The 13,568-nt window shown below is 57.0% G+C and carries 13 protein-coding genes; 5 read left to right on the top strand and 8 right to left on the bottom strand.

Going from position 1 to position 13,568, the window contains the following annotated elements; all coding sequences use genetic code 11:
• Positions 1–46: 46 nt before the first annotated feature.
• Genes ACFIO0_RS18830 through maiA form a run of 5 tightly spaced genes read left to right on the top strand, consistent with a single transcriptional unit; the run spans position 47 to position 3,709 of the window.
• Positions 47–997, top strand: a complete 951-nt coding sequence (locus ACFIO0_RS18830) for an MBL fold metallo-hydrolase (RefSeq protein WP_390911935.1) — start codon at positions 47–49, stop codon at positions 995–997.
• Positions 998–1,049: 52 nt separating this feature from the next.
• Positions 1,050–1,274 carry a hypothetical protein gene (locus ACFIO0_RS18825; protein WP_390911934.1) on the top strand — a complete coding sequence of 75 codons (225 nt, stop codon included), beginning with the start codon at positions 1,050–1,052 and terminating at the stop codon, positions 1,272–1,274.
• A 13-nt stretch (positions 1,275–1,287) separates the two neighbouring features.
• The gene (locus ACFIO0_RS18820) at positions 1,288–2,913 is read left to right on the top strand and encodes an FAD-dependent monooxygenase (protein ID WP_390911933.1); all 1,626 of its coding nucleotides are present in this window, start codon (positions 1,288–1,290) and stop codon (positions 2,911–2,913) included.
• Positions 2,913–3,095 carry a DUF2783 domain-containing protein gene (locus ACFIO0_RS18815; protein WP_390911932.1) on the top strand — a complete coding sequence of 61 codons (183 nt, stop codon included), beginning with the start codon at positions 2,913–2,915 and terminating at the stop codon, positions 3,093–3,095. The genes ACFIO0_RS18820 and ACFIO0_RS18815 overlap by 1 nt, the downstream gene beginning before the upstream one ends.
• The gene (gene maiA, locus ACFIO0_RS18810) at positions 3,092–3,709 is read left to right on the top strand and encodes a maleylacetoacetate isomerase (protein ID WP_390911931.1); all 618 of its coding nucleotides are present in this window, start codon (positions 3,092–3,094) and stop codon (positions 3,707–3,709) included. The genes ACFIO0_RS18815 and maiA overlap by 4 nt, the downstream gene beginning before the upstream one ends.
• On the opposite strand, the gene ACFIO0_RS18805 is transcribed toward maiA, so the two are convergent.
• The 8 genes from ACFIO0_RS18805 to ACFIO0_RS18770 all read right to left on the bottom strand — a co-directional run bounded on the left by ACFIO0_RS18805 (position 3,706) and on the right by ACFIO0_RS18770 (position 13,546).
• On the bottom strand, positions 3,706–6,918 hold the full coding sequence (locus ACFIO0_RS18805; protein ID WP_390911930.1) for a reductive dehalogenase: 3,213 nt from the start codon (positions 6,916–6,918) through the stop codon (positions 3,706–3,708). The genes maiA and ACFIO0_RS18805 overlap by 4 nt on opposite strands.
• 36 nt (positions 6,919–6,954) lie before the next feature.
• Positions 6,955–7,755: a 2-oxo-hept-4-ene-1,7-dioate hydratase gene (gene hpaH / locus ACFIO0_RS18800; RefSeq protein WP_390911929.1), complete on the bottom strand. Its 801-nt coding sequence runs from the start codon at positions 7,753–7,755 to the stop codon at positions 6,955–6,957.
• Complete coding sequence (locus tag ACFIO0_RS18795; protein ID WP_390911928.1) at positions 7,752–8,609, bottom strand: fumarylacetoacetate hydrolase family protein; 858 nt, start codon at positions 8,607–8,609, stop codon at positions 7,752–7,754. Before ACFIO0_RS18795 ends, hpaH begins: the two co-directional genes overlap by 4 nt.
• A 12-nt stretch (positions 8,610–8,621) precedes the next feature.
• Complete coding sequence (hpaD, locus tag ACFIO0_RS18790; protein WP_390911927.1) at positions 8,622–9,605, bottom strand: 3,4-dihydroxyphenylacetate 2,3-dioxygenase; 984 nt, start codon at positions 9,603–9,605, stop codon at positions 8,622–8,624.
• Between the two features lie 9 nt (positions 9,606–9,614).
• The gene (gene hpaE / locus ACFIO0_RS18785; protein WP_390911926.1) at positions 9,615–11,129 is read right to left on the bottom strand and encodes a 5-carboxymethyl-2-hydroxymuconate semialdehyde dehydrogenase; all 1,515 of its coding nucleotides are present in this window, start codon (positions 11,127–11,129) and stop codon (positions 9,615–9,617) included.
• Positions 11,130–11,235: 106 nt separating this feature from the next.
• Positions 11,236–11,802 (bottom strand): TetR family transcriptional regulator, encoded by a 567-nt coding sequence (locus tag ACFIO0_RS18780; protein ID WP_390911925.1) that lies wholly within the window; start codon positions 11,800–11,802, stop codon positions 11,236–11,238.
• 15 nt (positions 11,803–11,817) lie between these two features.
• Positions 11,818–12,864 (bottom strand): FAD-dependent oxidoreductase, encoded by a 1,047-nt coding sequence (locus tag ACFIO0_RS18775; protein WP_390911924.1) that lies wholly within the window; start codon positions 12,862–12,864, stop codon positions 11,818–11,820.
• Between the two features lie 13 nt (positions 12,865–12,877).
• Entirely contained in the window at positions 12,878–13,546 is a 669-nt protein-coding gene (locus ACFIO0_RS18770) for a cupin domain-containing protein (RefSeq protein WP_390911923.1), read from the bottom strand.
• Between the last annotated feature and the right edge of the window lie 22 nt (positions 13,547–13,568).

Here is a 13,568-nt window from a genome sequence, read left to right as displayed (position 1 = left end):
CCCCCCGGAGGGTCCAACCCGACCTCCGTGCACAAAGGAAACCAAAATGGCCAAAGCATTCGCATCCCAAGGCGACATGACTGAAAAGAAAATCACTTTTGACGAAATCGGCAAGGACCTGTGGGCGTTCACCGCCGAAGGTGACCCGAACTCTGGCGTCATCATCGGTGACGAAAGCGTTATGATCGTCGAGGCACAGGCAACGCCGCGCCTCGCCAACAAGGTCATCGAAAAGGTGCGTTCGATCACCGACAAACCAATCAGCCACGTGGTCCTGACCCACTATCACGCTGTCCGCGTTTTGGGCGCATCCGCTTACGGTGCTGAACAAATCATCATGGGCGAAACCGCCCGCGGAATGGTGATGGAGCGCGGCCAAGAAGACTGGGACAGCGAATTCCAACGCTTTCCCCGCCTGTTCGAAGGCTACGAATCCATCCCCGGCCTGACCTACCCGACCCAAACATTTAACGATGCCATGACCGTCTATCTGGGCAACCGCCGCATCGATTTAATGCACGTCGGACGCGCGCACACCGCAGGCGACATTGTCATCCACGTGCCAGACGAAAACGTCATGTTCACGGGCGACATCGTCGAAGACCACTCTGCCTGCTACTGCGGTGACGGGTATTTCAACGAATGGGGCCACACGCTGGACAACATCGCGTCCTTTGACGTCGATGCAATTGCGCCCGGTCGCGGCGACGCGCTGGTTGGCAAAGACGCAGTCGAACGCGCCATCGAATCCACCCGCGAATTCGTCGATTCAACTTACGCGCCAGCAGCCCGCGTCGCCGCGCGCAACGGATCACTAAAAGACGCATGGGACGCTGTCCGCGAAAGCTGCGATCCAAAATTCAAGGACTACGCGATCTACGAACACTGCTTGCCGTTCAACGTCTCGCGCGCCTACGACGAGGCCCGTGGCATCGACCACCCACGCATCTGGACCGACAAACGCGATCTGGAAATGTGGGCTGAGTTGCAGGGCTAGAGTGGCAGAGCTTCTCCACATCAAAACGGCTGTTTTGAAAGCATCAATTGTTTTGATCCCTTCATACACGGCTGCGGCTTTGACGGATAAAATGGTGTGGGTGGTTCCGACTTTGGCTGCGTCCAGTTTTTTCGCAGCAACCATCGGACTGAGCCCTCAAAAATTGCGCCGTAACCTTGAGGAAGATGGCGAGGTGGATCCCGACACAGAAAACGTCACAGAAATGCTTGAAAACCCGGATGAAGCCGACACCAACGGCACCGAAAGCAGTGATTGATTAGGAGCCCGACATGGTCGCAGTACGCTACGAAACCGCATTCAAGCTTTACCCTTATGAAAAGGTCGCGGCGCAGGATTTACCGCCTGCCCGCCATCCGGTTGTGATCGTTGGTGGGGGCCCAGTTGGCCTCGCGCTTGCGCTGGATCTGGGGCAAAAAGGCACGCCTGTTCTGGTGCTTGATGACCACGACGGTGCCGGCCAAGGTAGCCGTGCGATCTGTTTTGCCAAACGCACGCTGGATGTCGCCAACCGTCTTGGGGCCAGTGGTCCGATGGTCAAAAAAGGCGTCGTTTGGAACGTCGGAAAAGTCTTTCACGGCGACGGCAAACTGTTTGATTTCAACCTCAGCCCCGAAGACGGCCACCGCAATCCGGCCTTCATCAACCTGCAACAACCCTACTTTGAACGCTACCTTGTGGACGCGATCAACCTCGCTCAAGCAGACGGCGCACCCATCGAATTGCGCGGCCGCAATCAAGTGTCTGGCCTGACTGTTCACGACACCTATTCGACGCTGGACGTCGACACACCCGATGGCATTTACCAGATCGAAGCCGGCTACTTGATCGCCTGTGACGGGGCCAGATCACCGCTGCGCGACATGATGGGTCTGTCGTTTGACGGCCGTGTGTTCGAAGATAATTTCCTGATCGCGGACGTCAAAATGAAAGCCGATTTCCCGACAGAACGCTGGTTCTGGTTTGAACCGCCGTTCGAGGGCGCCGGCCAATCCGCCTTGTTGCACAAGCAACCCGACGACATTTGGCGCATCGATTTCCAGTTAGGCTGGGACATCGACCGCGAAAAAGAACTGGACCCAGAGCGCATCCGCACTCGTGTTGACGCCATGCTGTCCAGCCAATCGGGCAGCATTCCCGACTACGAACTTGAATGGACATCGATCTACACATTTCAGTGTCGGCGCATGGAAACCTTTCGCCATGGACCAGTGTTGTTTGCCGGTGACAGCGCCCACCAAGTGTCGCCGTTCGGTGCACGTGGCGCCAATTCAGGCGTCCAAGACGCAGACAATTTGGGCTGGAAGCTGGATTTGGTTTTGAAGGGTACCGCCCCCGAAACCTTGCTGGATTCCTACGCGACTGAGCGTGAACATGGTGCCGACGAAAACATTCTGAATTCATCCCGCGCAACCGATTTCATGACGCCAAAAACAGAGGTCAGCCGCACGTTCCGTGACGCCGTTTTGACGTTGGCCAGCAAGCATCCGTTTGCGCGCCCCTTGGTCAACTCTGGCCGATTGTCCGTGCCCTGCAGCTATGTTGGGTTCGCGTTGTTTGGTGAAGACGCGCTGAATGGTCCGCCCATTTCACGCCCCGGCGCGCCCTGCGTTGATGCGTCTTATCAAGACGGGTTTCTGCTGGATCACCTTGGCGGGCAGTTCACGATTTTGGCCTTTGGCGGGCCCGCGCCAGCATCAGTTTCAGCCGAAGGCATCGGTACAAAGATCGTCCACGTCACTGAACCAAATGAACAAATGCATGCGCGCTATTTGGGTGATGCACCGCAGGCAATTTACCTGATCCGTCCCGATCAGCATGTCGTCGCCCGCTGGCCAAATTATGACGCGGACGCGATCAAAACTGCGATCAAAACCGCAATTGGAAAGGGTGCCTGATGCCGTTGAATCTTGATCCGAACATCGCCGACCCTGACGGATTTTACGACGAATTGATCCGCGCCCACGAAGGGTTAACCAAGGAGCAAAGTGATGCTTATAACGCCCGCTTGATCCTTGTCTTGTGCAACGAAATTGGTGATCGCGACGTGCTGCGCGCCGCATTGGAGGCCGCGAAATGAGCGAAACTATTCTTTGGGATTACCCGAAATCATCTGCCAGCTACCGCGTGCGCATTGCGCTAAATCTGGCGGGTATCGACTACCGGATCGAGACTGTGAACCTGCTGGAAAAAGCGCACCGATCAGACGCGCATCTGGCGCGCAATCCGCAGGGCCTAGTGCCCGTGCTGGACATTGACGGGCATCGGTTCACGCAATCGCTCGCGATCTTGGAGTACCTCGATACCACCCGCAAAATGGGGTTGCTGCCCGCCGATCCTGCGAGCCGCGCCAAGGTTCAAGCCGCCGCGCACGCCATCGCGGTCGACCTGCATCCGGTCTGCAATCTGTCTGTTGTCGGGCACGCGACAGGCGGCCAAGACCCTGCGCGCACCGACTGGATGCGTCACTTTATCCGCCCCGGTTTGCAAGCGTTTGAAGCGCTTATCGCGGAGCATGACGGTGCCCCGTTTGCGTGCGGACACACACCCGGTTTGGCCGATATTTGCCTGATGCCGCAGCTGTACAACGCCACCCGTTGGGGTGCGGATTATTCCGATTTGCCGCGCATCAATGCCGTTCAAACAGCCTGTGCCAAACTGGACGCGTTCAAGGCGGCCTACCCCGCCGACTAAAGGTCGACTTCGATCACGCCGTCTTTTGTTGCGGCCCGCGATTGACATAAGATCACCGCGTCAGCGCGCTGCGCTTTGGACAGTACGAAATCGCGGTGTTCCACATCGCCTGACACCAAGCCGCATTTGCACACGCCGCAAATCCCGTCAGAGCATTTCACGTCGATCTTGATCCCGTGTTCACTCAGTACATCGGTTGCGGATTTATCCGCAGGCACGTGCAGCGTTTGACCGGATTTCGCCAGCTTCAGCGTAAAGTCATGGTTCACGTAGTCGGGCACCTCTGGCACCGAGAAATATTCAAGGTGCCGCGCGTCTTCGGGCACACCAGCGGCCTCGGCAGCGTCCATCACCGACGACATGTAGCGATCAGCGCCGCAGGTGTAGACGTGCCAGTCAGGCGTCGCTTTGGCCATGATCTGATCGAGTGCTGCGCGCGTGTCCTCATCTGTGATATGCAAGTGAACCTTGTCGACCCAAGGCATCGCGGCAAGGTCATTCAGATAGCCCATGCTCGCCCGTGATCGTCCGGAATAGTGCAGGGCAAAATCACGACCGGCTTTGTGCAATTCATGCGCCATGGCGATCATCGGCGTGATCCCGATGCCACCCCCCATCAGCAGGGAAAACGACGCATCTGCGTCCAGCGGAAAGTGGTTAATCGGTTTCGAGATGAACACCTTGCGCCCTTCGTTGAAAATGCGATGCAGCAACTTGGACCCACCACGCCCTTCGTCCTCTAGCAGCACACCAATCTGATATTTTGAACGATCCGCAGGGTCACCAGACATCGAGTACTGGCGCAAAAATTCCGGCGCGACGACGATATCCAGATGCGCGCCAGCTTGCCACTCGGGCAACTGGCCTCCGCCAACGGGACGGAATTCATACTTGGTCAAACCGGTTCCCATGTCTTCGGCCAGCGTGATTTCAACGTGGATCACCGGGCTGTCCGTGTCGCCCCTGTACTTGTGTTCAGCGTCACCCAAACTGCCGTTCTCAAGGCGAATTTTGTATTCCTCGGCAGTGATCATCGCTTGGTACGCTTCGATCCCTGCCTCGCGGTCCATCGGGTCAGGATAGGGGTAAGGATGCGGGGCCAAGGGGGCCGGATACACAGCGAGCGTCTGATCCTCGTAGCGTAATTTCAGATCGGTTTGCAGGGATCTGGCATTCACCGCGCGTTTGGTCGGACGGTACCCGCCGTCGTCTTCGATTTCCAAATCCCACCACCACTTTTTGACAGGGTTCAACGACCCGTTTCCGACTGCATCATCCAGCTTTGCCAGCACGGGGGCGGCCTTCGGGAAATTCATGGCAGCCCAGCGAAATGGCTTTTCCTTGAAAATCCCCTCAAGGTTCCACGGGCAGGTTTTCATACACCGCCCGCACATCGCGCCGCCGGGTGTGGTGATGCGGTACGTCGCGCATTTCTGACTGTCGGATTTCCAGATCTCGTAGCCGTTGAACATCAATTTCGGGCCTGCGGTGATCGCCCCTGACGGACATTCGCGCGCGCATTTGTTGCAGGATTCACAAAAGCTTTGCAGCCCGAAATCGATCGGTTTGTCGTGGGTCATGGGCAGGTCTGTGGTGACCGCACCAGATTTCAAACGAGGGCCCAGATAGGGGTTCAGAATGACCTCGCCGATGCGAGACACTTCGCCCAATCCACTGAGCAACAACAGCGGCGGTTGCAGCACTTCGCCGTCCATGACGGTGTGCGCTTTGGCCTTGTATCCGAGGTTGCGGATTTGCTTGGCGATGACACCGCCGACCAACGAAAACCGCAAATAGGCGCGCATGGATTGGGCGACAGCGATCCAGTCATCGCCTGACGATCCTTCCATCGTTTCATAGCCCTGATCGATGATCAGCGAGATCGCCTGATCGTGCGGCGGATCAATCGGCGTACCGGTCGCATCGTGGCTGTACCACGTCCAATCAGGGCAGCGCGAAATGCCAACAGCGTCCGCCCCAAGGAAATAACTGGTAGCTTTGATCAGCTCAGCGGCGTCTTGTGGATCCAGTTTCGTTTGCGTCGTTGCGGCCTCTCCGTCTTGCAGCAAAACAAACGCCCCCAAGGCGCGGCGTTGCGCAGACGAAGGGGCTGCTTTGCGCACGTAATGCCCGCCTTTGGCCCCGTCTTGCAGCGTTTTGCCCATGTCACCAAACTGTGCGCGCGCGAACAAATCGGCGCGCTTTGGAACACGCGCAACACGCGCCTCGTCGATGTAGGTTGTCGGATCATCCACACGCTTGAGTTTCTCAAACGGATGCGCCCCATCAACAAAGCGACGCTTGGCAAACGGAACCGCGTTAAAGGCGTTTTTTGCAAACCCTTTGCCCAGTTTCCACGCAATACCGTGGGCAGATTTAGGTTGTTGTTTGAGTGGAACCAAAGGCTGATCCACCGCCATCGCAAAGGTGGTTGTTACCGCAGCAATACCAAAACGCGTGCCGATGTAGGGGTGCACCAATTCGCCGTTTTCGACAGTCGCGAGGCCCGCAGCAACCGCAAGCTGTCCCAAATCCACGTCCGACGTAGACCCCGTATGCCCACGAGAATCGTAGCCCAACAGCCGCAAATAATTCGCCAGAACAATTGCCGCCTCGGACGCCATCAGGCAGGCACGATGGGCCTGCGCATCTTTGATCCAACCACACCCGGTTTCGTCCATTTCCGGATCACGCGGGTTTTCGTACAACAAGACCAACGCGTGCGTGTGACCGTCGATTGTGGTGGCCGGAGCCTCCATCGATTCCTTCAGATCAGCCATGATCAGATCGATGCCAGAGGCCAGTGTTTTGGTCTGGCGCGTTTTTAGATCATGGGCGAGACGATCAATGTCAGGGTTCACAAATGGCCTGTCCAAAACAGACTGCGTGGGCAGTTCGCAAATGCCAACCACGGCCGCATCCGAAAAATGTGCAAAGCCTTTCAGATGGTTGGCCCGCTCTTGCGGATCGCTTGGCGTTTCAGCCAATGCTTTGTTGACCAATCCATCGCGGATCGCATCCAGCATCGCTTGGTGTTCGCGCATCGCATTGACGATGGATTGCGGTGCATCTGGTCGTTCAAACAACAACTGCGGCATAGGCGGAACGCTGGATAAATCGGGCAAATCTGCCCGCCGCGCCAATAATTCACAAGGGTATCCGCCCAGATGTACGGGGCGGTCTTTGTCGGTAAAAAGGCGAAATGTCATGGCCTGACTATTCACCAAACCGCGGGGGGCGGCAACCTAATCAAACGCGATTTTGACCGATCCGAAGTTCCCGAAATCGGCATCGATCTTTGTGCCGGACGGGCATTCAACTGGGCGGATAAAACTGCCGGACAAGATCACCTGCCCTGCTTCGATTTTCCGGCCGTATTGCGACATGCGGCGGGCCAGCCAAACGACGCTTTCGACGGGGTCGTTCAAGACGCCTGCGCCAAGGCCGGTTTCCTCGACCTCATTATTGCGTAAGGCCATCGCGCCGACCCAGCGCAAATCGAAGGCATCGACGGCGTGGCGTTCAGCGCCCAACACGATGCCCGCGTTTGCGGCATTGTCGCTGATCGTGTCGCAGACGTTTCGGGTTTTTCCAGTCATAGGATCAGCGCGCAAAACGCGGGTATCGAGGATTTCGATCGACGGCGAAACATAGTCCGTTGCGGCGATCACATCCGCGCGGGTGACGTTTTCACCACCAAGGGATGACTTCATCACAAACGCAATTTCCGCCTCGATCCGAGGTTGGATAAACCGGCCTTTAGGCACGGTCGCGCCGGTTTGAAACAGCATGTCATCGAACAGAATTCCGCTGTCGGGAATGTCGATGTTCAGCGCGTATTGCATCGCTTTTGAGGTCAGGCCGATCTTCCAACCGATCACCTTTTGACCCGCTTTTAGCTTGGCCGTGTAGATCGCGTTTTGCACCGCGTAGGCGTCGTCCATCGTGATGTCGGGATGACGCACAGACAGCAGCCCGATTTGCTGACCCGACTGCTCGGCGTCTAACAAATCAGCGGCGGCTTGGGCGTGATCGGCGGGCGTCATGCCTCGTCCTCCACCCCGTTGCGCAGGATGCCGATGCCGTTGACTTCGACCTCGACCACATCGCCGGGTTTCAGATATCGCGGCGGATCAAAGCGCGCACCAGCGCCCGTGGGCGTGCCTGTCACGACAATATCGCCCGCCTTTAGTGTCATGAAAGTCGAGATATAGGCGATCTCTTTGCGGATCGGGAACATCATGCGCGACAGGGTATCGTCTTGGCGGACCTCGCCGTTCACGCGGGTGATAATGCGGGCATCATCCAGCTGCGACGCCTCTTTGAACGGCACAATCCACGGACCAATCGCCGCCGATTTGTCCCAGTTCTTGCCCTGCGTGACGTTGAATTTTGCATGGCGGACCCAGTCGCGAATGGTGCCTTCGTTGCAAATCGTGATGGCCGCGATGTGGTCATAAGCATCGACCGCTTTGATGCGGCGCCCGGCTTTACCGATGACAATTGCAACCTCGCCTTCGTAGTCCAGCGTGTGGTTTTCTGGCGGGCGGATCAGGGGCTGGCCGTGGCCTGTAAATCCGCTGGCAAACCGCGGAAACAGCGACATGTGTTTGGGCGCGTCAGAGCCATCTTTGTACTCTGCATTGCGGTCGGGAAAGTTCACGCCAACACACAAAATGCGGTCCGTGTTGGGCAATGGCATTTCATAGACGACATCGGTGTGAGTGATGTTCCGACCCTGTACAGCAGTCTCTAACTGCCCCAAACCACCCGCAATAATCACGTCTCGCAATGTTGGCCACTGCGGAAAATCAGGCGACAAAGCGATCATGCCAGCGTCGGTCGCGGCCCCGTAGAATGTCTGGCCATCAGCCGTGTAAGTCGCAAATTTCGCGGTCATGTTTTCGCTCCTTCAAGGGGCAATGATGGGGGATGCGGCAAGGGTCGACTCAATCGGATCAGACCCGACAAAATTGGTGCCGTGTTCAAACCAGCTTTTGGGCGCGGCAGCCCCCCACAATGTCTGGCGCTGCGGGTCTTTTAGATCCCATTTTATCGGTTCGTGATCGGGATCTAGCGTCTGGTAATCCGAGCAGTAGATTTCAATCCGGTGCCCGTCCGGGTCAAGGATATACAAGAAGAACGCATTGGAAATTCCATGACGCCCAGGGCCGCGTTCGATGTTTGAAACATACCCCGTGGTCGACATCAAATCGAGCAGATCGATGATGTTCAACGGCGTCGGAACCCAGAACGCGATGTGGTGCATGCGTGGTCCGCGCCCGTTGGTGAACGCCATGTCATGTACACCACCCTTGCGGTGCATCCACGCGGCCCACAGACGTTTGCTGTCCTCGTCTTCGGTGTATTCAGAGACGCGGAAACCAAAGTCGTTGTAGAATGCCACTGACGCATCCACGTCTGGCGAGAAGCAATTAAAATGGTCGATCCGCAGCGGTTTCACCCCGCGATAAAGGGCAAATTTCTGGTGAATAGGCGCTAGTCGGTCCATCTTGTGATAGAATTCCAGCGGAATGCCGATGTTGTCCGTCGTCCGCAACGTCCGTCCTTGGAACGGGCGATCAACCCACGATGTCGGGCGTCCTTTGGCCTTGAAAAAGACCTCCGCTTTGTCCAAATCTTCCTCGTCGTAGGTTTTGAAACCCATGACCTCTACCGTGCCGGGTTTGTCGGATTTTTGCAGGATCACACAGTGATGCCCGCGTTCTTCCATGGCGCGCAGATAGACGTGTGTGTCAGATTCATCGGTGACTTGAAGGCCGAGAATTTCGGTATAGAAATTTTTGGATTCCACCAGATCTGAGACATTCAAACACGCGTGGCTCAGGCGAATGACGTTAAAGTCAGGGTACAAATTGGGGCTGGGTACGGGCATGTTTTTCTCCTAATCCAAAGCGCCGAGGCGGCTGATTTTGTGTTGTCCGGTGGCAAAGCCGATGTGTTTTTGCTCCATGTAGAATTCAAAGCTCCAGTCGCCGCCATCGCGCCCGATACCGCTGGATTTCACACCGCCAAACGGGGTTGGCAAGTGGCGCACGTTTTCGGAATTCACCCAGATCATGCCAGCCTCAAGCTGGTCAGTAAAGCGCAGCGCGCGGGTCAAATCGTTGGTCCAGACATAGCCCGTCAGCCCGTATTCCGTGTCGTTGGCGATGGCGAGCGCCTCTGCTTCGCTCGCGAACGGAATGGAGGTTAGGACCGGTCCAAAGATTTCCTCGCGTGCAATGCGCATGTCGTTGGTGGCATCTGTGAACAGGGTTGGGCGTACAAAGTACCCGTCGTCCCCGACGGTCACCCCACCGGCGGCAACTGTCGCGCCGTCTGCTTTGGCAATGTCGAAGTACGAGGTCACTTTGGCAAAATGTTCGTCGCTGATCAGCGGCCCTATTTCGGTGGCAGGGTCCAGCGGGTGGCCAACGTTAATATTGTTAACGCGAGCGACAAGTTTGGCTTCGAATTCTTCGCGGATCGTATCCTGGATCAGCAGGCGTGATGACGATGTGCAGCGTTCGCCATTGATCGAGTAAATCATGAAAATCACTGCATCTAGCGCGCGGTCCAGATCGGCGTCATCAAACACCACCACGGGGTTTTTGCCGCCCAGTTCCAGATGCATCCGCTTCAGCGTGTCTGCCCCTTGTTTCGTGATCATCGATCCCGTGCGGCTTTCGCCAACAAAGGCAATCGCGCGGATCAACGGATGTTCGGTCAACGCTTTGCCCGCCTCTTCGCCGTAGCCGTTGACGGTGTTCAAAACGCCTGGCGGCAGGCCCGCTTCCTCGGCGATTTCGACCAACAAGCGTGCGGTCAAAGGCGACGCTTCGGCCGGTTTGTGAACGACGGTGCAGCCCGCGGCCAAGGCCGGTGCGATCTTCCAGGTGGACAACATGAACGGCGTGTTCCACGGGGTAATCACGCCCACAGGCCCAATGGGTTTACGCGTCGTGATGTTCATCAAAGTTGCAGATGGCAAGCTTTGGCCATCACGCGCAGATGTCACTTGGTCCGCGAAATAGCGAAAATTTTCGGCGCCACGCAGGGCCGCTTTGGACATGAAGCGCCAAGCTTGGCCGGTGTCCCAGCATTCGCACAGGGCGATTTCTGTCGCGCGCGCTTCGATGCCTTCGGCGACGCGGATCAGAATTTTCTTGCGCTCTAGTGCGGGCATGTCGCGCCACGCAGGAAACGCATCGCGCGCGGCTTTGGCTGCCGCATCAATATCATCAGCCGTGCCGCGCGCGACGGTGCAAATCACGCTTTTGTCGACCGGGGAAATCGTCGTGAATGGCACACCCGATCCGGCATGGTCCCGTCCACCAATTCGATTTTGGATACCCGCACTTTGAAAACGCGCAAGATGGCCTTGCAGCTTTTCGATGTTCTCAGCCAATGCAGTCATGCGCAATCTCCTCAGGGCAACGGGGCCGCTTGCGCGGTCCTTCACTCAAAAGTAATTAACATGACAAGTATTTGTCAAGGTTGCAGTTCAATGCACCTTGAACGCCTCAGCGCAATCGTTGCTGCATCAAGGCCATGGCGCTGGCGAATAGATCCGGGTTCTCTTCGGCACGGGCAGACAATTGCGCCCCCTCTAACAAAGACAATGCGGCGGCGGCCTCGGCCATCGGATCGCGCACATCCAAAATGCTGCCGTCAGACAAACCCGTCGTGAAAACCGCGCTTAGCCAATCGACCAACATCGTGCGAAATGCGCCAATTTGTGCGATCACCTCTGCGGGCAAGCTTTCGCGACTGGTCGAAAAAGACACGCATAAACACAGGCTTTTGCCACCATCCAACGCCGTGCGGTATCGGTCGATCAATGCAGACAAACGCGCAGATGCCGTTGTTTCGGCAGCGTCAATGTCTGCGCAGGCCTGCTTAAATCCGGCGTGGTAGCGCTGCATAAGCGCCACTGACAATGCTGCTTTTGTCGGGAAATGGTGGTGAATGCTAGCCTTGCGAATACCCACATCGGCGGCCAGATCGGCGTAACTGAACCCGTCAAATCCACGGGTCCGCGCGGCGCGTTCAGCCGAATCTAGCAGTTGAGTTTTTGTATCGTTGGGCATCGCGTTTTGTATTCCTCAGCTCTGCAACGTCTTTAGTACGTTTTCGGCGGCTTCCAAAGCCCCCTCGACGTATCCACCGAATTGCGGCGCGACTTCGGTTCCAGCAAAGTGAATCGCGTTGTCCCACAAACCCTGCATCGATTGCGGCAAACCGTACGTCGGATTCGCATACAACGGCGCGTGATCAGCGGCCGTAGAAGTGTAGGGATCGAGCGCCCAATCCTTGATAAAAAGCGTGCTCGGGTCAGTCGCCTGATCGCCAAAAAGACGACCAAGCTGCGCCAGAACATGGTCGCGCAATGCGTGTTCATCCCTGCGGTTTTGCGGCGCAACACCGATGAAACCGAACAGCGCAAAAGGCCCACCAGTCTCAGGGGACGCGTCGTGGATTTCGACCATCGGGCCGTGGCGGCTCATGGCGTCGCCGGACAGTCCTTGGTCGCGCCAGAATGGCGTTTCGTAGACCGCTACAGCCTTGGCCTGGCCCGCCATCCAAGTGGGAATCTCTTGCATGGTTTGGGTGGTGTTTTCAGGCAGCGCAGGGGTAAATTCAATTTCGCTCGCGACGCGTGGCGGCACCGCAAGCACCACGCGATCAACAGTGATCACATCGCCGTTGCCAAGTGTCGCGGTGATCATTTCGCCCGCCTTGGTCAGAGATTTGACCGGCGCATTCAGCCGTTTGCGTGCATCCGGAATGTTAGCTGCCATGGCGGACGTTAGCGCGCCAAGCCCACCTTTTAGCCGCAGTGATCCTTCCATGGAGGCAAAACCACGACCACGTTGGACCTGTCCTTGTTCGTCTTCAAACGTCAGAATTCCGTCAGCGAATTGATCAAACTTTTCCAGACCCAGCCGCGCAATCATGGCAGCGATACGAGGCTGCCCCGGCCAAAACCAAGCGGGCCCCATATCGAAATAGCCGGCGCCGAATTGCTCGGTTTTGATCCGCCCGCCGAAACGCGATCGGGCCTCGAGCAAAATGTAGTCGAGGCCCTGCGTTTCAAGCGCATCTGCGACGGCGAGGCCAGATAGCCCGCCGCCAATGATTAATGTTTTCATCGCGTTCCGCCCATCAAACTACAGGGGGCTTTGCGTGCGGCAGGTGACCGGTTTTGACCCAAACCTTGGCCCCATCGCGCCCTGCAACAGTCGTCAATGGCTGACCCATAGGCAAGCGCAACCACGCGCCTTTGCCAAGCGTTTCACCACCCTGTTCGAGCGATCCGGCAATCACCAGCATTTCGATCCCGCCCGCGTCCGCATTGGTCAGGGTCGCGCCGGCGTTCACATGGCTGTAAGTCACGACCTCGCGGTCATCATGATGCAGCAACGCCGTCGCGACGCCGTCGGTAAAATCGCCCAGTTCCTCCGCCATCGTTTTGCGGAATTGATCACGGTCATCCATGTCAAACTGCCACAGTTTTACAAAGATCGTGCAGCCCTGTTCGGACCCCGGAGTATGCGACGTCGTCGGAGGATTGCGCACATAGGTGCCTTCGGGAAAATCGCCGTGTTCGTCCTGAAACACACCATCAAGCACGATGAATTCTTCGCCGCCTGTGTGGGTGTGTGCCGAAAACTTGCTGTTGGGCGCATAGCGCACAATCGTCGTGGCACGCGCCACTTCGCCACCGATGCGGTCCAGCATGCGCCGATCCACACCGGGCATCGGCGAGGCGATCCACTCAAGTTGATCAGAGTGCACAACGACGCGTTCTTTGAAATCTGCATTTAATTCCATGGTCTGTTCCTTTCGACCTGAG

The organism is Pseudosulfitobacter sp. SM2401, from assembly GCF_042932805.1.
Taxonomy (GTDB): domain Bacteria; phylum Pseudomonadota; class Alphaproteobacteria; order Rhodobacterales; family Rhodobacteraceae; genus Ascidiaceihabitans.
This window is presented reverse-complemented; position numbering and strand designations above follow the sequence as displayed.